Origin of the sequence: Kineococcus sp. R86509, assembly GCF_042466365.1 — a bacterium.
Taxonomy (GTDB): Bacteria; Actinomycetota; Actinomycetes; order Actinomycetales; family Kineococcaceae; genus Kineococcus.
Genome location: NZ_JAXHCE010000001.1, coordinates 1,155,659 through 1,174,174 on the forward strand (window position 1 = coordinate 1,155,659; position 18,516 = coordinate 1,174,174).

General features: G+C 73.6%; 16 protein-coding genes. 8 read left to right on the plus strand and 8 right to left on the minus strand.

All coding sequences use genetic code 11. The annotated features are described in order from the left end of the window. Nucleotides 1-6: 6 nt before the first annotated feature. Nucleotides 7-1,197 (plus strand): class I SAM-dependent methyltransferase, encoded by a 1,191-nt coding sequence (locus SJY07_RS05410; RefSeq protein ID WP_380157529.1) that lies wholly within the window; start codon nucleotides 7-9, stop codon nucleotides 1,195-1,197. Here SJY07_RS05410 and SJY07_RS05415 read toward each other — a convergent pair. Both SJY07_RS05415 and serC read right to left on the minus strand, forming a co-directional pair. After that, nucleotides 1,182-1,481: a DUF1540 domain-containing protein gene (locus SJY07_RS05415; protein WP_328295268.1), complete on the minus strand. Its 300-nt coding sequence runs from the start codon at nucleotides 1,479-1,481 to the stop codon at nucleotides 1,182-1,184. The two genes, SJY07_RS05410 and SJY07_RS05415, sit on opposite strands and share 16 nt — an antisense overlap. A 32-nt stretch (nucleotides 1,482-1,513) precedes the next feature. Further along, nucleotides 1,514-2,674: a phosphoserine transaminase gene (gene serC, locus SJY07_RS05420; protein WP_380157531.1), complete on the minus strand. Its 1,161-nt coding sequence runs from the start codon at nucleotides 2,672-2,674 to the stop codon at nucleotides 1,514-1,516. 53 nt (nucleotides 2,675-2,727) lie between these two features. Between serC and SJY07_RS05425 the strand changes: the two genes are divergently transcribed. Then, nucleotides 2,728-3,141, plus strand: coding sequence for a DUF1810 domain-containing protein (locus SJY07_RS05425; protein ID WP_380157533.1), 414 nt, complete (start codon nucleotides 2,728-2,730; stop codon nucleotides 3,139-3,141). A gap of 10 nt (nucleotides 3,142-3,151) precedes the next feature. Here SJY07_RS05425 and SJY07_RS05430 read toward each other — a convergent pair whose 3' ends face one another. Further along, nucleotides 3,152-3,949 (minus strand): sugar phosphate isomerase/epimerase family protein, encoded by a 798-nt coding sequence (locus SJY07_RS05430; RefSeq protein ID WP_328296275.1) that lies wholly within the window; start codon nucleotides 3,947-3,949, stop codon nucleotides 3,152-3,154. Between the two features lie 142 nt (nucleotides 3,950-4,091). Here SJY07_RS05430 and SJY07_RS05435 point away from each other — a divergent pair, with 142 nt between their 5' ends. Continuing rightward, nucleotides 4,092-5,096, plus strand: coding sequence for a YeiH family protein (locus tag SJY07_RS05435; protein ID WP_380157535.1), 1,005 nt, complete (start codon nucleotides 4,092-4,094; stop codon nucleotides 5,094-5,096). A gap of 6 nt (nucleotides 5,097-5,102) precedes the next feature. Here the strand turns inward: SJY07_RS05435 and SJY07_RS05440 are convergent, their stop codons facing one another. The 3 genes from SJY07_RS05440 to SJY07_RS05450 are packed head-to-tail and all read right to left on the minus strand — an operon-like array spanning nucleotide 5,103 to nucleotide 8,580. Beyond that, a complete protein-coding gene (locus SJY07_RS05440) occupies nucleotides 5,103-5,963 on the minus strand; it encodes a sugar phosphate isomerase/epimerase family protein (RefSeq protein WP_380157537.1) in 861 nt (286 codons plus the stop codon). 57 nt (nucleotides 5,964-6,020) lie between these two features. After that, nucleotides 6,021-7,196: a Gfo/Idh/MocA family protein gene (locus tag SJY07_RS05445; RefSeq protein ID WP_380157539.1), complete on the minus strand. Its 1,176-nt coding sequence runs from the start codon at nucleotides 7,194-7,196 to the stop codon at nucleotides 6,021-6,023. A 43-nt stretch (nucleotides 7,197-7,239) separates the two neighbouring features. Next, complete coding sequence (locus SJY07_RS05450; protein ID WP_380157540.1) at nucleotides 7,240-8,580, minus strand: lactate racemase domain-containing protein; 1,341 nt, start codon at nucleotides 8,578-8,580, stop codon at nucleotides 7,240-7,242. Between the two features lie 109 nt (nucleotides 8,581-8,689). Between SJY07_RS05450 and uxaC the strand changes: the two genes are divergently transcribed. Together uxaC and SJY07_RS05460 are read left to right on the plus strand one after the other, a co-directional pair. Beyond that, nucleotides 8,690-10,114, plus strand: coding sequence for a glucuronate isomerase (uxaC, locus tag SJY07_RS05455; protein ID WP_380157542.1), 1,425 nt, complete (start codon nucleotides 8,690-8,692; stop codon nucleotides 10,112-10,114). Next, nucleotides 10,111-11,502 (plus strand): mannitol dehydrogenase family protein, encoded by a 1,392-nt coding sequence (locus SJY07_RS05460; protein WP_380157544.1) that lies wholly within the window; start codon nucleotides 10,111-10,113, stop codon nucleotides 11,500-11,502. Before uxaC ends, SJY07_RS05460 begins: the two co-directional genes overlap by 4 nt. Here SJY07_RS05460 and SJY07_RS05465 read toward each other — a convergent pair. Beyond that, nucleotides 11,470-12,585, minus strand: coding sequence for a LacI family DNA-binding transcriptional regulator (locus SJY07_RS05465; protein ID WP_380157546.1), 1,116 nt, complete (start codon nucleotides 12,583-12,585; stop codon nucleotides 11,470-11,472). The two genes, SJY07_RS05460 and SJY07_RS05465, sit on opposite strands and share 33 nt — an antisense overlap. Nucleotides 12,586-12,741: 156 nt before the next feature. Here SJY07_RS05465 and SJY07_RS05470 point away from each other — a divergent pair, with 156 nt between their 5' ends. The 3 genes from SJY07_RS05470 to larC are packed head-to-tail and all read left to right on the plus strand — an operon-like array spanning nucleotide 12,742 to nucleotide 15,498. Beyond that, entirely contained in the window at nucleotides 12,742-13,587 is an 846-nt protein-coding gene (locus tag SJY07_RS05470; protein ID WP_328295258.1) for an ATP-dependent sacrificial sulfur transferase LarE, read from the plus strand. Continuing rightward, nucleotides 13,580-14,281, plus strand: a complete 702-nt coding sequence (gene larB / locus SJY07_RS05475; protein WP_380157549.1) for a nickel pincer cofactor biosynthesis protein LarB — start codon at nucleotides 13,580-13,582, stop codon at nucleotides 14,279-14,281. The genes SJY07_RS05470 and larB overlap by 8 nt, the downstream gene beginning before the upstream one ends. Continuing rightward, nucleotides 14,278-15,498: a nickel pincer cofactor biosynthesis protein LarC gene (larC, locus tag SJY07_RS05480; RefSeq protein ID WP_380157551.1), complete on the plus strand. Its 1,221-nt coding sequence runs from the start codon at nucleotides 14,278-14,280 to the stop codon at nucleotides 15,496-15,498. The genes larB and larC overlap by 4 nt, the downstream gene beginning before the upstream one ends. Here the strand turns inward: larC and SJY07_RS05485 are convergent, their stop codons facing one another. Further along, the gene (locus tag SJY07_RS05485) at nucleotides 15,499-18,516 is read right to left on the minus strand and encodes an alpha-mannosidase (protein ID WP_380157553.1); all 3,018 of its coding nucleotides are present in this window, start codon (nucleotides 18,514-18,516) and stop codon (nucleotides 15,499-15,501) included.

Genomic DNA, 18,516 nt, shown 5'->3' on the forward strand with positions numbered 1-18,516 from the left:
GGAGCCGTGCCCACCGAGCTCACCTCCGCCCTCGCCGACGTCCGCGCCCTGCTGCTCGACACCGAGCAGCTCGCCCGGGCCGTCGCGGCGGGGCGACGCAAGGGGCTGGAACCGCCGGCGGCGGAGCGGGTCGAGGTCCGGCCGGTGCAGCTGAAGAACGGGCCGCACCTGCAGTTCACGGCCCGCACCGGTCCCGTCGTGAGCACCCGCAACGTCGCGGTGGCCGACGCGGGGGCGGCCGTCGACGAGCTCCTCTCCCAGCCCTACGGCAACCTGCACGTCGAGACGGCGGACGAGGTCGTCCAGGTCCGGGTCACCAAGAAGGGTGACGCCCAGGTGCACCGGGCGCCGGCCCGGCAGGTCGCCGGACCGCAGCAGCACGACAAGGCCAAGCAGCGCCTCGTCGACCCCGACGACCCGTTGTTCCGCGTCCTCGGCGCCGGCGGTGACAAGCGCCGGCAGGTCGAGGCCTTCGTCCGCCAGCTCGCGCCGCTCACCCCCGCGGTGGTCGAGCGGTCCGGCCCGGTGCTGCGCGCGGTGGACCTCGGCTGCGGCAACGCCTACCTGACCTTCGCCGCGCACCGCTGGCTCAGCGGACAGGCGCAGGCGGGCGGGCGGGCGCTCGTCACGGTCGGGGTCGACGTCCGCGAGGACGTCGTGGCGACGGGCCGCAAGGCGGCCGCCGACGCGGGGCTGCCGGGACTGGAGTTCGCGATCGGGTCGATCGAGGGCGCCACCCCGTTCGACGACGCGACCCCCGACGTCGTGATGGCCCTGCACGCCTGCGACACCGCGACCGACGAGGCCCTGGCCCGCGCCGTGCGCTGGGAGGCTCCCCTGGTGCTGGCCGCGCCGTGCTGCCACCGCGACGTGCAGCGTCAGATCGCCGGCCACGCGTCACCGCTGGTGCGGCACGCGATCCTGCGCGAACGCTTCGCCGACGTGCTCACCGACACCCTGCGCAGCATCGTGCTGCAGCTGCTCGGCTACCGCGTCGAGGTCGTCGAGTTCATCGACTCCGCGCACACCCCGCGCAACGCGATGATCCGCGCGGTGCGCGCCGGCCGTCCGCAGGGTTCACGACTGGCCGAGCTGCTGGACGAGTTCGACGCGCTGACCGGCGCCTGGGGCGTGGAACCCGCCCTGGCCCGGATGCTGGCCCCGGAACTCGCGGGAGTCCGTCAGACGCTCGCGTAGGTGAGGCACTTCGTCGCGCCGGAGGCCTCGGTACCCACCTCGATGGTCGCGGCGGTGCAGCTGAGGTCGGAGTTGTGCGAGCAGTCGCTCAGCTGGCACGCCCCGACGTGGCCCTCGGCCGTCGAACCGTGCTTGGCCGGGATGCCGAGGAAGGTCCCGCAGTGGTTCGCGCCGTGGTCGCCCACGGTGATCGTCGGGGCGTGGCAGGAGACGTCAGCGTTGAACGTGCAGCCACTGGCGGAGCACTGGTGGATCGGGGTCAGGTCCAGGTTCACGGTCGCCATGCGTCGAACGTAGCCACGCACCCGGCGTCTGACTAGGCAGGACTGCCTGTCCTCAGCACCGTCACGACGTGGTCCACGCACAGCGTCAGGGCGCGCACGTCCTCGGGGTCGACCGCCGGGAACATCCCGATCCGCAGCTGGTTGCGCCCCAGGCTCCGGTAGGGGAAGACGTCGACGATCCCGTTGCTGCGCAGCACTTCCTGCACGGCGTTCGCGTCGATCGAGGCGTCCAGGTCGATCGTCGCGACGACGTTGCTGCGCGCCGCCGGCTCGGTCACGAAGGGCTGCGCCCACTCCCGGGAACCCGCCCAGTCGTAGACGATCCCCGCCGATTCCGCGGACCGTCCCGCTGCCCACGCCAGTCCGCCCTGCGCGAGCATCCACTCGACCTGGTCGGCGAGCATCACCAGCGTCGCGACCGCGGGGGTGTTGTAGGTCTGGTCCTTGCGCGAGTTCTCGACCGCGATCCGCAGGTCCAGCGACGCGGGGGTCCAGCGCCCCGACGCACCGGTCTCGTGGACCCGGTCCAGCGCGGCGGGCGAGAGCAGCGCGATCCAGAGCCCACCGTCGGAGGCGAAGGACTTCTGCGGCGCGAAGTAGTACGCGTCGGTCTGCGAGACGTCGACGGCGAGGCCACCGGCCCCGGAGGTCGCGTCGACGACGACGAGCGGACCACCCTGCGCGGGGGTCGGGCCCTCGGGGCGCAGAACGGGGGCCATCACCCCGGTGGAGGTCTCGTTGTGCGGCCAGGCGAGCACGTCGACGCCGTCGGCGACCTCCCCCAGCCGGGGCAGGGTCCCCGGTTCACCGCGCACGACGACGGGCTCGGCGAGGAAGGGCGCGGCCGCGACCGCCGCGGCGAACTTCGAGGAGAACTCCCCCAGCACCAGGTGCTGGGAACGCTCCCGGACCAGGCACAGGGCCGCGACGTCCCAGAACGCGGTGCTGCCGCCGTTGCCGAGGACGACCTCGTAGCCGTCGGGCAGCGCGAACAGCTCCGCCAGACCGCTGCGCACCCGGCGCACCAGCGACTTCACCGGCTCCTGGCGGTGGGAGGTCCCGAGGACCCCCGGGCCGGCGGCGACGAGGGCGGCCACCTGCCCGGCCCGCACCTTGGAGGGCCCGGAGCCGAAGCGGCCGTCGCCGGGGAGCAGCTCGGAGGGGATGCGCAGCGCGGGGTCGTCCAGGTTCACGACGCGATCCTCCCGCACGCGCGCGCCCGGTCGCGCAGGGACACCATGGCGGAGTGGACCTCGAACGCTTCGTCGCCGCCTCCGACACCACCCACGACCGGGCCCTCGCGGAACTGCGGGCCGGGCGCAAGACCTCGCACTGGATGTGGTGGGAGTTCCCGCAGCTGCTGCTGGGGAGTTCCCCGACCTCGGTGGAGTTCGCGCTCTCGGGCCGGGAGGAGGCCCGCGCCTACCTCACCCACCCGGTGCTCGGGGCGAGGCTGCGGGAGAACTGCCAGGCCCTGCTCGACGGTGCGGCCGACGACGCAGGCGCGGTCTTCGGGCCGGTCGACGAGGTGAAGCTGCGCAGTTCCCTGACCCTCTTCGCCGCCTGCTCCGACGAGGACCTGTTCGGCCGGGTCCTGGTGAAGTTCTTCGGGGGTCAGACCGACCCCGCGACCGAGCGGTTGCTGGACTCCGCCGGCTGAGCGTCGACGCTCAGACGAACTCCTCGAACCGCTTGCGGGCCGTGCGGACGACGTCGTCGGGGTCCTCGGCCCACCAACGACTCGAGAGGATCTCGACCTCGACGGGTCCGTCGTAGCCGGCCGCGGCGACCAGTCCCGACAGCCGCGGCAGGTCGATCACACCGTCCCCCATCATCCCGCGGTCCAGCAGCAGGTCGGTGGTCCGCGGCAGCCAGTCCGAGACGTGGTAGCCCCGGACGCGACCGTGGGCCCGCGCGAGCTGCGCGTCGAGGTCCGGGTCCCACCAGACGTGGTACGCGTCGACCACGACCCCCACCCCGTCACCGAGGTCGTCGCAGAGGTCGAGGGCCTGGCGCAGCGTCACGACGACCGAGCGTTCAGCGATCATCATGGGGTGCAACGGTTCGATGGCCAGGGGGACGCCCCGGTCGCGGGCGTACGGCAGCAGGTCGGCGATGCCGTCGCGCACCCGGCCCCGCGCGGCGGCGAGGTCGCGGTCGGTCAGCGGACCGCAGACCAGGACGAGGGCGTCCGCGCCCAGCGCCGCCGCCTCGTCCACGGCGGCGCGGTTGTCGGCCCGGACGTCGGCGGGGTCACCGGTGGTGAACATCCCCCCGCGGCAGACGGAACTGACGTGGACCCCGGAGTCGGCGACGAGTCCCACGGCCCGGTCGAGGCCGACGGCGGCGATCTTGTCGCGCCAGAGCGCCACGGCGCCGACGTCGTGGTGGACGCAGGCGTCGAGGGTCTCGGGCAGGCCGAGGGAGTTCACGGTGATCTGGTTCAGGCTGAGCCGCGCGGGGTCCATCGTCACTCCGTCGTCGTTGCTGGAATGCGCTTTCCCGGCCACCCTGGCACAGGGTCTCGCGCAGGGTCAACGTCACAGCCCTCCCCTGTGACGACACGCGACCCGGGGCCTTCCGGCCGCCCCCACCGGGGAGGAGGCTGAGGTGGTGCTCCGTGTCCCGTCCCGTTCCGTCGTGCGCCCCCTGGTGCCCGGCCTGCTCGTCATCGCCGCCGCCACCGCGATCGCCTTCGGGGTCGAGGGGGTCCTGCACGCGCTGACGGCCTCGACGGTGGCCGTGGCGCTGGGGGCCCTGCTGCGCAGCACGGGGACGTTCCGCCCGCAGTGGCGGCCCGCGACGGGGTTCGCCTCCCGGCGCCTGCTGCGCATCGCGGTGGTGCTGCTCGGCCTGCAACTGCCGCTGGCGGGGATCGCGTCGCTCGGGCTCGGCGGGATCGCCCTCATCCTCGGTGTCGTCGTCGTGACCTTCTTCGGGACCCAGCTCATCGGCCGCGCCCTCGGGCTCCCGCCGGCCCGGTCGCTGCTGGTGGCGACGGGGTTCTCCATCTGCGGCGCGTCCGCCATCGCCGCCGTCCGCCCCGCGACCGACGCCGACGACGAGGACACCAGCACCGCGATCGCGCTCGTGACCCTCTGCGGGACGCTCGCGATCGTCTTCCTGCCGTTGCTGCGGGGCCCGTTCGGTCTCGACGTCCAGGAGTTCGGGGCCTGGGCGGGCGCCAGCGTTCACGACGTCGGTCAGGCCGTCGCCACCGGTGACCGCGTCCCCGGCGCCCTCGCCACGGTCGTCGTCGTGAAGCTCTCCCGCGTGCTGCTGCTGGCCCCCCTCGTCGCCCTCGTCGCCCTGCGGCGTCGGCGGACCGTCGGGGCCGACACCGCGCAGCGCCCGCCCGTGCTGCCGTTCTTCGTCGCCGCCTTCGTGGTGGCCGTCGCCGTGCGCGCGACCGGCGTCGTCCCCGACGCCGTGCTGAGCGACGCCCAGCGGATCCAGTCGATCCTGCTGGTCGCCGCCCTCTTCGCCCTCGGCACCGGCATCGACGTCCCGCACCTGGTGCGCACCGGTGGGCGGTCCCTCGTCCTCGGGCTCAGCTCCTGGGTGCTGGTCGCCGGGATCGCGCTGGCCGGCGTGAAGCTCCTGCACGTCGGCTGAGCACGCTCAGAACAGGTCGGCGAAACCCATCGCGACGAGGTTGTCGTGGGAGGTCTGCAGCGCCTCCCAGACCGTGCGGCCGTAGAGCAGGTCCTGCTCGACGAGCAGGAACTCCGCGCCGCTCGCGACGGCGACCGGGACGATCGAGGGGAAGTCGAGGTTCCCCTCCCCCACCTCCGCGAACTGCACGACGTCGCTGAACTCGCGCATGAAGGCCGCACGGTCGCCCTGGGCGAGGGCCTCGAAGGCCGCGGGCCGGATCTCGCCGATCCGGTAGTCCTTGAGGTGCACCATCCGGACCCGGCCGGCGTACTGCTGGATGACCGCGACCGGGTTCACCCCGCCCCGCTGCAGCCAGTGCACGTCGAGTTCGAGCCCCACGTTCGGCGCCCGGTCGGCGATGACGTCGAGCATGTAGCGGCCGTCGAACTTCAGGAACTCGATGTGGTGGTTGTGGTAGTAGAGCCGGATGCCGTTCTCCTGCAGGAGTCCTGCGGCGGCCTCGGCGCGGTCGCAGAAGTCCAGGACCTTGTCCAGCTCCGTCATGCAGTCGAAGGGCAGCATCCCGATCCGGACCATGTCGCTGCCCAGCCGGCGGCAGTCGGCGACGATCTTCTCGAGGTCGCCCTCGAGCGCGTCGTTGGCCCCACCCGGTTGCGAGGTCAACCCGGCCGACAGGGCCGCGATCTCGATCCCCAGTTCGTCCCGGGCCTTCTCGAGCTGGCCCACGTTGTCCTCGGTCATCGGGATCTGCGAGACCTCGATCGCCCCGTACCCGATCTCACGGACCCGGCGCAGCGTCTCGAACGCACCGATCTCGGCCACGCTCTCGCGCAGCATCATCGCCTGCACACCGATCCTCGCCATGTCGTGCTCCCTCTCAGCCGTTCTCGTCGGTCGACTGCGTGAATTCGTCGGCCCGGGTCACCGGCCGGTGTCCCGGGCCGGGAAGAGGCCCTCCTCGGTGATGCGCTCGTTGAGCAGCTTCAGGAACAGGTCGTCGTCGAAGTCGAGGCCGACCTCCTGCCCGGTCCAGCTCGAGAGGTGCACGGCGTTGGCCAGTCGCACCCCGAGCAGTCCGTCCGCACCGGGCGCGAGCAGCGGTTCGCCGTGCAGGACGGCCGCCGCGAAGTTCGCGAGGACGCCGACGTGCTGCTCGCCCCACTGCGAGGCGAACTCGATGGTCTCCTGGGTGTGGAACTGCGTGGAGTCCAGCTGCCCCCGGAACAGCTGCCGGACCTGGTCCATCCCCAGGCCGGCGGACAGGTCGCGTTCGGGTTCGCGCAGCCGGGTGACGGTGGCGACCTTGCTGCCCTCGACGACGATCTTCCCGGCGTCGCCCTGGATCTCCAGCCGGTCGGTGCCCACGAGGTCGTGCGTCGCGGTGACGAACACCCCGGTGGAACCACCGCCGAAGTCGGCGAGCACGGTCACCTCGTCCTCGACGGCGATGTCGCGCTGCAGTCCGTAGGACACCTTCGCGAAGACCGACAGCGGCACCCCGCAGATCCACTGCCACAGGTCGAGCTGGTGCGGTGCCTGGTTCACCAGGACACCGCCGCCCTCCCCGCCCCAGGTGGCGCGCCAGGCGCTCTGGTCGTAGTAGCCCTGGGGCCGCCACCAGGTGGTGATGATCCAGTTCGAGCGGATGATGCGGCCGATCTCGCCGGCCTCGACGATCTCCTTCAGCCGACGGTAGAGCGGGTTGTTGCGCTGGTTGAACATCACGCCGAATTGCAGTTCCGGGTGGGCCGCGGCGACGGCGTTCATCTGCTCGACCTGACGGCCGTAGACGCCGGCGGGCTTCTCGACGAGCACGTGGACGCCGCGCTCCATCGCCGCGATCGCGAGCTCCGGGTGCAGGTAGTGCGGCACCGTCGTCACGATCGCGTCGACGTCACCGCTGTCGAGCATGTCGATCACGTCCTCGTGCAACGGCACGTCCGAGAAGTCGGTGCCGGCGACGGCGCGCCTGGCCGGGTCGACGTCGGCGATCGCGCCCAGGGTCATCCCCTCGACGCGGCCCTCGGCCACGAACTTCGCGTACATCGACCCCTGGGTGCCGAACCCGGCGATCCCGATCCTGACGGTGCTGCTCATGCGAACGTCCTCCTGTGCTGGCTGGTCGTGGGTGTCGGGAGTCTCACGCCGGCGGCGGGAGGGGAGCGTCGCGCAGGCGGTACAGGACCTCGCCGGCGTGCGGTTCCACGAACGTCTCCGGATCGGCGAGGAACTCCGCGACGTCCACGCCCGCCGGGTCGAGGTAGCCGAGGTTCACCGCCCGGGCCACCTCCTCGGGGATGCCCGTCGCCAGCGTCACGGTGACGCGGTTGCGTTCGCCGTGCTCGGCGTCCCAGGTCCCCTGCCCGCGCAGGTGGGTGGAGTGCGCGAGGTCACCCCACGGCTGGTCGGAGAACCTCTCCCACTGCCCCGTGAAGTAGTCGCGGTTGTGGTAGCCGATCTCGGTGATGTGCGGGTGCATGACCGACACCTGCGTGATGTGCGGCGCGTAGAGGATGAGTTCGCCCCCGTCGGCCACGACGGGTTCGAGCTTGTAGAAACCCTTCGCGGCGGTCCAGAGGTCCTCGTACTTCTCGGGGACGATGGAGAGGACGCGCCGGAACGGCCGGTCCAGGTAGGTCACGTGGGTCTGCGTGGAGACCTCGGCGCAGGCGGCCCAGGCGTCCTCGGGCGTGCCGAAGGCCGCGGCGTGCAGCACGTCGGTGCCGGACGCGACGACGAGGCACAGCGCGAGGCGCTGGGCGGGGACCATCGCCGCGGCCTCGTTGATCAGGGCGCGCACGGGGGTGACCCCGCGGCTGCCGATCATCGCGGCGCTGGTGATGAGCGCCCCCACCCAGTGCGAGACGTCGATGACCTGCTGCCCCGACACCCCCGGGAAGAAGTACTTGTTGCCGCCGGAGAACCCCACGACCTCGTGCGGGAACACCGGCCCCACGACGAGCGCGACGTCGGCCTCGGCGACGAGGCGGTTGATCGCCACCTCGACGTCCGGGCCCGTCAGCAACCCCCCGGTGAGTTCGGCCAGCCGCTCCGCCGGGATCGTGCCGAGGGTGGTGAACGTCGCCGGGTCCCACGAGGCGTGGTTGACGACGTTCCACCCCGGGTAGACCGCCCCCGGGTCACCGACCGGGTGGCCGAGGTGGCGGGCGAGCTGCTCCTCGCTCATGCCCTGGTGGGTGCCGAGGGCGATCACGACGTCGACACTGCTCGCCCGACCGGCCAGGCCCGCGTGCACGGCCCGCAGCAGCTGCGGCAGCGGACAGCTCCGGGTGGCGTCGGGGACGACGAGGCAGACCCGCTTCCCGTCCACGGCGGTGCGGGTGACGACGTCGTGGACGAAGGCGTCGACGGCGGCGGGGTCGAGGCGTTCGCCCGGGCCGCCGACGACGTCGGCGCGGGTGGGATCACCCGGATCGGTGCCGTAGCTGTCCGCCCACTCTGGTCTCGCGGTGACGTTCACCCGCCGAGCCTGGATCTCGGCACCCGGGGCTGTCGAGGGGGGACCCCCTGCGGTGGCAACTCCCGGCAACTAGTGGCCCGCGGCGCGGCGACCGGGCTCAGGTTGACCCATGTCGTCGCCCACGCCCGCTGCGCCGCTGCAGCTCGACCCCGACCGCCTGCTGCCCGCGGACCCCGTCCGCCGGGAGATCGCGCGGCGGCTGCACGCCCAGGTCTCGGGGTTGCCGATCCTCTCCCCCCACGGCCACGTGCCGGCGGCGTGGCTCGCCCACGACACCCCCTTCGGGGACCCGACGTCGCTGCTCATCACCCCCGACCACTACGTGACGCGGATGCTGCACGCCCAGGGCGTCCACCTCGGCGACCTGGGGGTGGGCACCACCCTGGACGCCGACGGGTCCCGCCGGGCGTTCCGGTCGCTCTGCGAGAACTGGTCCGCCTACCGCGGGACCCCGGTGCGCTACTGGATGCAGGTCCAGCTGGTGGAACTCTTCGGCGTCGACGTCCGCCCCTCGGCCGACACCGCCGACGAGATCCACGACCGCATCGCCGCGACGCTGGCGACCCCGCAGTTCCGGCCCCGGGCCCTGTTCGAGCGGTTCGGCGTCGAGGTCCTGGCCACGACGGACGACCCGTGCGACGACCTCGCCGACCACCGGCTGCTGGCGCATGACCCGACGTTCACCGGCCGGGTGCTCCCGACGTTCCGGCCCGACCGCTACCTCGAGGTCGGTGCGCCCGACTGGAACGACCACGCCGACCGCCTGCACGAGGTGTCCGGGATCGACACCGGGGACTTCCGGGGGTTCCTCGCGGCGCTGCAGGACCGGCGCGACCACTTCCGCGCCCACGGTGCCGTGTCGGCCGACCACAGCCACGTCGACGTCCGCACCGACAAGCTCGACGCGGGCACGGCCGCCGACCTCTACGCGCTGGCGCGCAAGGGCGAACTGGCCGAGGCCGAGGCCACGACGCTGCGCCGGCACCTGCTCTGGGAGATGGCCCGGATGTCGTCGGAGGACGGCCTCGTCATGACCCTGCACCCCGGGGTCTGCCGCGACCACCACGGCCCGACCGCGCGGGAGTTCGGCAAGGACGTCGGCGCCGACATCCCCGTCCAGGTCGAGTTCACCCGCGCGCTGCGGCCGGTGCTGGAGGACTTCGGGACGAACCCCGGGTTCCAGCTGGTCCTGTTCACCCTGGACGAGACGACGTTCTCCCGCGAGATCGCCCCGCTGGCCGGTTTCTACCCCGCGGTGCACGTCGGGGCGCCGTGGTGGTTCCTCGACGCCCCCGACGCGATCGGCCGGGCCCGTGCCGCGGTGACCGAGACGGCGGGGTTCTCCAAGTCGTCGGGGTTCATCGACGACACCCGTGCGTTCTGCTCGATCCCCGCCCGCCACGACATGGCGCGCCGTCTCGACGCCGTCCACCTCTCCACCCTCGTCGCCGACGGCCGGCTCGAGGAGGACGAGGCGGCCGAGACGATCGTCGACCTCGTGACCCGCAACCCCCGGAAGGCGTTCCGACTGTGACCCGCACCCAGACCGGCCCTCAGACCGTGCGCCTGTCCCGCGACCTGCCCGGAACCCCACCCGCGCCGCCGGTGCGCATCGTGCACCTGGGGCTGGGGAACTTCCACCGCGCCCACCAGGCCTGGTACACCGCGCACGCCAGCGACGCCGCGGACTGGGGCATCGCCGCGTTCACCGGCCGTCGTCCCGACGCCGCCGTCCGCCTCGCCCACCAGGACGGGCTCTACACGCTGCTCGTGCGCGGGGCCGACGGCGACCACGCCGAGGTGATCGGGTCGCTCGCGCAGGTGCACCCCAGCACCGACCACGACACCTACCTGGACCTGCTGCGCCGCCGCGAGACGGCGATCGTCACGATCACGGCGACCGAGGCCGCCTACCTGCGCACGGGCGACGGGCACCTCGACGTCGACCGCTCCGACGTCGTCGCCGACCTGCAGGCCCTGCGCACCGACGTCACCGCCCCGGTGACCACCCTGCCGGGGCGCCTCGTCGCGGGTCTCGCCGCCCGCCGGGAGGCCGGAGCAGGCCCGGTCACGGTGCTCTCCTGCGACAACCTCGCGCACAACGGGGCGGTGACCGCGACGGTCGTGCTGGAACTGGCGGAACTCCTCGACAGCGCGCTGCACGCGTGGATCGGGGCGGAGGTCGACTTCGCCGACTCCATGGTCGACCGGATCACGCCCGCGACGACCGAGGAGGTGCTCGCCACCGTGACCGCGCTGACCGGGACCACCGACGAGGCACCCGTCCCGACGGAGCCGTTCTCGGAGTGGGTCGTCAGCGGACGCTTCCCCGCCGGCCGACCGGCCTGGGAGAGCGCCGGGGTGACCTTCGTCGACGACGTGACCCCCTACGAACGGCGCAAGCTCTGGCTGCTCAACGGGTCGCACTCGCTGCTGGCCTACGCCGCGAGCGTGCGGGGTCACCGCACCATCGCCGACGCCGTCGCCGACCCGGAGTGCCGGGGCTGGGTCGAGGAGTTCTGGGACGAGGCCTGCCGCCACCTCGACCTCCCGGCCGAGGAGCTCACCGCGTACCGGGCGGCGTTGCTGGAGCGCTACGCGAACCCCGGGGTGCGGCACCTGCTCGCGCAGATCGCCGCCGGTGGTTCGCTCAAGCTGCCGTTGCGGATCGTCCCCGCCCTGCTGGCCGAACGCGCTGCCGGCCGGTCACCGGTGGGCTGCGCGACGGCGATCGCGGCGTGGGTCCTGCACCTGCGGGGCGTCGGGGCCCCCGTCGACGACCCGGCGGCGGACCGGGCGGAGCACGCTGCGGCGCAGGGGGTCCCGGACGTCCTGGACCTGCTGCACCCCGGGCTCGGGGAGGACCGCGAGCTCGTGGAGCTCGTCGCGTCACGCCTCGCGGCGCTGACCCCGACGGACTGAGGGCGCCGGGCGCCGGGCGGGGCGTGAGCCGGCGTGGGGGCCGGTGGACCCGCGCACGACGAGCCAGGCCGGCAGCAGGACGGGTTCGCCGGTGAGGCCGTCGCGGACCCCACCGGTGGGGCGGACGGTGCCGGAGGCCACGTGCGCGACCCCGGTGGACCCGATGTCCACCAGCGGCGCCGCGATCGACGTCAGCCCGACGAGTTCCGCGTCGACGATGTTGTCGAACCCGATGACGCTGACGTCCTGCGGGACACGGCGCCCGCCCGCGGTCACCGCCTTGAGGAACCCGATGGCCATGAGGTCGTTGTAGGCGATGACCGCGGTGGTCGGGCGCCTCCCCCAGACCTGCGCGGCCTCGGCCCCCCCGCGCAGGGTGGGCAGGTTCGCGCCGATGCGGACGACCCGCAGGTCCAGCTCCAGACCCGCCTCCTGCAGACCGCGCCAGCGGGTCCCGTCCGCGTAGGAGTTCTCGGGCCCGGCGAGGTAGGCGATGGAGGAGTGTCCCCGCTCCACGAGGTGCTCGGCGGCCTTCTTGACGGCCCGGACGTTGTCGCTGAGCACCGAGGTGACCGACCCGACGGAACGGTTCAGCACGACGACCGGCCGGCGCTTCGCCACCGCCCGGATCGCCTGGTCGCTCAGCCGGGAGGAGGCCAGGACGAAACCGTCCACCGTCGCCTCCAGCCGGGCCAGGGCCTGCGCCTCGGCGTGCTCGGACTCCTGCGTCTCGACGATCGCCAGGGTGAGGTCGTTGCGGGCCGCGGCCCGCTCGGCCCCGCGGATCATCCCGACGAACACCGGGTTGGCGATGTCGGCGACCACGAAGGCGAGCACGCCCGTCCCGCGGGCGGACATCGGCAGCAGCGTCCGCGAGGACCGGTACCCCAGCTCGGTGGCCACCCGGCGGACGTGTTCGGCGGTGCGGAAGCTCACCCGCCCGGGTTTCGACAAGGCCCGCGAGACGGTCGAGGCGGACACCCCGGCGGCCGCCGCGACGTCGTAGATGGTGACGGTGGCGTCGCGGGCCGGCCCGGGAGGTTCGGGGGACGCCCCGGGTGGGAGCTCGCCCACCTCGTCCACGTCCCACCTCCGGTCCCCCGTCGCCCCGTCGCCCCGCGGTTGCGGGCGACCGTAGCAACTCCTGGCAACCGTGGTGGTCCCCGCTGTCCCGGGTGGCTTGAATGGGGTGCAGGACCGTCCGCGTGCGGTCGCCCGAGCGAACCGGAAGGAACCGCGATGCCCAGCTCGTCACCCGTCCCCCCCGACCGGGACGGGGTGCCCGGCCCGCTGGCGCGCTGCTTCGAGGGCATCGAGCGGCTCGGCGTCGCGTTCTCCGGCGGGGTGGACTCCTCCGTCGTGCTGGCGGCCGCGGCGCGCACGCTGGGGGCGTCCCGGGTGACCGCCGTCCTCGGGGTGTCCCCGAGCCTGCCCGCGAGCGAACGGGTCGCGGCCCACGACGTCGCGGCCCACGTCGGGGTCCGGGTGCTGGAGGTCGCGACCCGCGAGGGCGACAACCCCGCCTACCGCGCCAACGGGCCGGACCGCTGCTTCCACTGCAAGGACGAGCTGTTCCAGCGGATCGACGACGACGTCGTGCAGGCCCACGGGCTGGACGCCGTCGCCTACGGCGAGAACGCCGACGACGCCCGGCGTCCCGACCGTCCGGGGTCGAGAGCCGCTGCGGCGCACCGGGTCCTGCGTCCACTGGCCGACGCCGGCATGGACAAGGCGCAGGTCCGCGCGCTCGCCCGGGCCTGGGCCCTGCCCTGCGCCGACAAACCCGCCGCGCCGTGCCTCGCGTCCCGCATCCCGCACCACCAGGAGGTCACCCCGGCGAAGCTCGCCCAGGTGGAGGCCGCCGAGGCGGCGCTGCACGCGCTGGGGTTGGCGGACGTCCGGGTCCGCCACCACGGCGAGATCGCCCGGCTCGAACTGCACCCCGAGGACCTGCTGCGTGCGGCCGGCGAGCTGCGCCCGGGCGTGCTGAGCGCTGTGCGCGGCGCGGGGTTCCGCTGGGCGACCCTCGACCTCGCCGGGATGCAGTCCGGGGCGTTCACCCTGGAGGTGCTGCAGCGTGGCTGAACCGCTCCCCGACCCGCCCTCCGACCCGCTGACCGGGATCGCCGAGCTCGACCTGGACCGGGGGGCGCGGCGCGGCTACCCCGAGGCGGTCTACTGCGCCGGCAAGACCCCCGAGCAGGTGCGGCGCATCGCGACCGCCCTCGCCGGGCGTCCCGACGTCACGACGTTGTTCACCCGGGCCGGCGCCGAGCACGCCGCCGCCGTCCTGGACGTCCTGCCCGACGCGTTCCACGACGAGAGCGCCGGGTTGCTGGCCTGGCCGCCGACGCGGCCGGAACCGCGGGGCGGCCTCGTCGTCGTGCTCGCCGCGGGGACCTCCGACCTGCCCGCCGCACGGGAGGCGCACCTCACCGCGGGCTACCTGGGCCGGCGCAGCGAACTCGTCGTCGACGTCGGCGTCGCCGGGCTGCACCGCGTGCTCGCGCGCCTCGACCTGCTCCGCCGGGCCCGGGTGATCGTCGTGGCCGCCGGGATGGACGGCGCGCTGCCCAGCGTCGTCGCCGGGCTGGTGAGCGCCCCGGTCGTCGGGTTGCCGACCTCCGTCGGCTACGGCGCGGCGTTCGGCGGGCTCGCCCCGCTGCTGACCATGCTGAACGCCTGCGCGCCGGGCGTGAGCGTCGTGAACATCGACAACGGGTACGGCGCAGGTCACCTGGCCGCGCAGATCGCCGCACCCCAGGAGGACGGGGCATGACGCACGCGTGGATCGACGCCTCCGCCGGCATCGCCGGGGACATGCTGCTCGGCGCCCTGCTGGACGCGGGCGCGTCCCTGGACGCCGTCCGGGGCGCCGTGTCCGCGGTCGTGGGGGACGCCGTGGCGATCTCGGCGGCGACCGTCACCCGGGCCGGGCTGCGGGCCACGAAGGCCGAGGTGGACCTGCGCGACGAGGACCCGCCGCACCGCAGCTGGTCGAGCATCGAGGCGATGCTGGCCGGCGCGGGCCTCGCGACGCGGGTGCGCGACGACGCCACCGCGGTGTTCGCGCTACTGGCCCGGGCCGAGGGCCACGTCCACGGGGTGCCTGCGGCCGACGTGCACTTCCACGAGGTCGGCGCGCTCGACTCGATCGCCGACGTCGTCGGGGTCTGCGCCGCGCTGCACGACCTCGGGATCACCACCGTGAGCTCGGGAGCCGTCGCGCTCGGCTCGGGACGGGTCCGGGCCGCGCACGGCTCGATCCCCGTCCCCGTCCCGGCCGTCGTGGAACTCTCCCGGGGCCGGCGGGTGCTGGCCGGCGGCGAGGGCGAACTCACCACCCCCACCGGGATGGCCCTCCTCGCGGCGCTCGGTGAGGACGAGGACCTGCCCGGGCTGCGAGTCACGGGGTCGGGCACCGGGGCGGGGACGCGCGACGTGGCCGGGCGTCCGAACGTGACCCGGGTGGTCGTCGGAACGCGCACGGCCGCGGCGGTTCCGCGTCGCCGCGGGGTCCAGCTCGAGGCGAACGTCGACGACCTCGACCCCCGGTTGTGGCCGGGGGTCCTCGCAGGGTTGCTCGCCACCGGCGCCGACGACGCGTGGCTCGTCCCCGTCCTCATGAAGAAGGGCCGCCCGGCGCACGTCCTCACCGTGCTGGCCGCGCCCGAACGCGCCGACGCGCTCGAGGCGGAGGTGGTCGCGAGCACGTCGACGCTGGGCGTGCGCCGCAGCGACTGCACCCGGTTCGCGCTGCCGCGGGGCTGGGTCGACGTGGCGGTCGAGGGCGGGAGCGTCGCGGTGAAGGTCGGCCACGCCGGCGGGATCGTCCGGCAGGTGATGCCGGAGTTCGACACCGTCGCCGCGCTGGCCCGGGCGAGCGGCCGGCCGGAACGCACCGCCCTGACCGCCGCGCTCGCCGCCGCGGCCGACGCCGGGTGGGTGGTCGGCGCTCCCCCACCCCCCGGCGCCGTCCTGCGCGACGCGCCCTGATCAGGCCCGGGCGAGGCGGAGGGTGAGGATCTGGAAGGGCCGCAGCGAGACGCTCGCCCCGCCGTCCTGCACGCTCGTCACGCCTTCCTCCCGGGGGCGTTCGAGCAGGTCGACCTCGGACACCGACGCGACCGGGAAACCCCAGGTGAGCCGGGCCCGCTCGCGGGCTCCCAGGGACTCGTAGAGCCGGACCACGACGTCGCCGGACCCGTCCTCGGCGAGCTTCACGGCCTCCACCACCACGCCCGGGACGTCGACGGCCACGAGCGGCGCGACCGGACCGGCGCCGGTGACGACCCGTTCCGGCAGGTTCTGCCGGTACCCCTCGCGCACGGCGTCGGCGATGTCCGCCCCGACCACGAGGGAGTACTCCAGGACGTGACGGCCCTGGTCGGTCTCCGGGTCGGGCGAGAGCGGCGCCCGCAGCAACGACAACCGCACCGTGGTGCCGGGGCGGCCGTCGGCCACGACCGAGCGGGTCACGTCGTGGCCGTAGGTGGCGGAGTTCGTCACCGCGACGCCGTACCCGGCCTCCGCGACGTGCAGCCAGCGGTGCGCGCAGATCTCGAACCGGGCGGCGTCCCAGCTGGTGTTCTCGTGGGTCGCGCGGAACACGTGACCGAACTGGATCTCGGAGGCCGAGCGGTCGGCGTGGACGTCGAGGCCGAAGGCCGCCTTGAGCATCGCCTCGCGCTCGTGCCAGTCGACGTCGAGGGTGTAGGCGATGCGGGACTCACCGCGCGGCAACCGGACCGTCTGGACGAGAGTGCTCGCACCGGTGGACCGGGTGACGACGACGCTCGCCCCTTCCCCCTCGTCGGCGTGCAGCTCGACGGAGTCGGCCTCGACGAGGTCGCGCACGACGTGGCGGTAGTGCGCGTCGACGTCCCAGGCGTCCCACTTGTTGGGGGTGTCGCGGTGCAGCTGCAGCAGACCGGCGTGCGTCCCCGGCAGCAGCACCTCCCGGTCGGCGGCGAGGTCGAGGACGGAGGTGACGTTGCCGGCCGCGTCGACGCGCACCCGCAGCACCCCGTTGTCCAGGACGGTGTCCGGACCGTCGGAGGTGGACGTCACGACGGCGGCGGAGGGTTCCGCGACGCCGAGACCGAGCGCGGGCACCCCGGTGCGCGGGTGCGGGGTGGGGTTGGCGACGAGCGCGGTCGTGCCCTCCCCCGCCACCGTCGCCAACGAGGTCGCGATGAGCCCTTCGAGTTCCGCGCCGACCCGGGCGTGGGTGGCCGCGGCCTCGCGGTGCACCCACGCGATCGAGGAACCGGGCAGGATGTCGTGGAACTGGTGCAGCAGCACCGTCCGCCACAGCTCCTGCAACCTCGCCGCGGGGTACTCCGCTCCGTGCCGGACGCTCGCCGTGGTGGCCCAGAGCTCGGCCTCGCGCAGCAGGTGCTCGTTGCGCCGGTTGCCCTGCTTGGTCTTCGCCTGCGAGGTGTACGTACCGCGGTGCAGTTCCAGGTACAGCTCACCCGACCACACGGGTCGGTCGGGGTAGTCCGCCTCAGCCGTGGTGAAGAACTCGCGCGGCGAGTGCAGCGAGACCCGCGTCGAGCCCTCCAGGTTCCCGAGGCGGTCGGCGCGGGAGAGCATCTCGCGGGTGGGGCCACCGCCGCCGTCACCCCAGCCGAACGGGACGAGGGACCACCCGGCGCGGCCCTTCTCCTGGTAGTTCCGGGCGGCGTGCGCGAGTTCCTTCGCCGAGAGCTCGGAGTTGTAGGTGTCGACGGGCGGGAAGTGGGTGAAGATCCGGGTGCCGTCGATGCCCTCCCAGTCGAAGGTGTGGTGCGGGAACTTGTTGTCGGTGTTCCAGGAGATCTTCTGGGTGAGGAACCAGCGGACCCCGGCGAGCTTCATGATCTGCGGCAGCGCGGCCGAGTAGCCGAAGGAGTCGGGGAGCCACGCCTCCTCGGTGTCGATCCCGTACTCGCGGGCGAAGTACCCCTTGCCCTCGAGGAACTGACGGACCATGGCCTCGGACCCGACCATGTTGGTGTCGGACTCGACCCACATGCTGCCGACGGGCACGAAACGTCCCTCGGCGATGCGCCGCTTCACCTTCTCGTGCACCTCGGGGCGGTGCTCGGCGATCCAGGCGAACTGCTGGGCGGAACTCATGGCGTAGACGAAGGAGGGGTGCACGTCCATCAACTGGGTGACGTTCGCCGCCGTCCGCGCGACCTTGCGGACCGTCTCGCGCAGGGGCCAGAGCCAGGCGGAGTCGATGTGCGCGTGGCCGACGGCGCTGACGCGGTGCGCCGACGCGCGGGCCTTCGCGGCGAACAGCGGAGCGAGCACCGCCCGCGTCCGGGCGGCGGAGCCCGCCACGTCGTGCGGGTCGAGGGCGTCGAGCGCCAGGTCGATGCCCCGCAGGAGTTCGTAGCGCCGGGCGTCCTCGAGCGGGAGTTCCAGCATCAGCCCGCCGAGGACCTCCAGGTCGCTCAGCAGCTCGGCGACCTCGACGTCGCGGACGCAGAGGTCGGCGCGGGCCAGGACGTAGAGCGGGCCCCTCGGGGCGGTCAGCACGTCACCCATCGGGGAGGGGTCGAACGCCCGCCCGCCGCCACCGAGCACGTCGGGGTTGGCCGCGGCCTCGACGAAGAACTCGAACGTCGTCGTCCCGGCCGGCACCGGGATCCAGGTCGAGAGCGGGTTGATGGACTTCACCGGTTCGCCCGCCGGCGTGTAGACGAGCCCCTCCGCCTGGAACCCCACGTTGCGGGCGTCGGTGCCCAGGTCGAACACGACCTCGACCTCACGTCCGGCCCAGTCCGCCGGGACCTCCCCGCGCAACCGGAACCAGGTGGTGCTCCAGGGCGGTCCCCAGGCCTGCCCCACGGCGAACTCGCCGTACGTCGCGCCGAGGCCCTCCTCGATCGGGACGGGTTCGCCCGGTGCGGGCCAGGCGGCCACCTCCACGGGCAGGGACCGGGTGTGCACGGCGGGCGCGATGCGCTGCACGACCGCTCGTTCCAGACGGGCTTCGGTGACCTGACGCTGGTCGTGCAC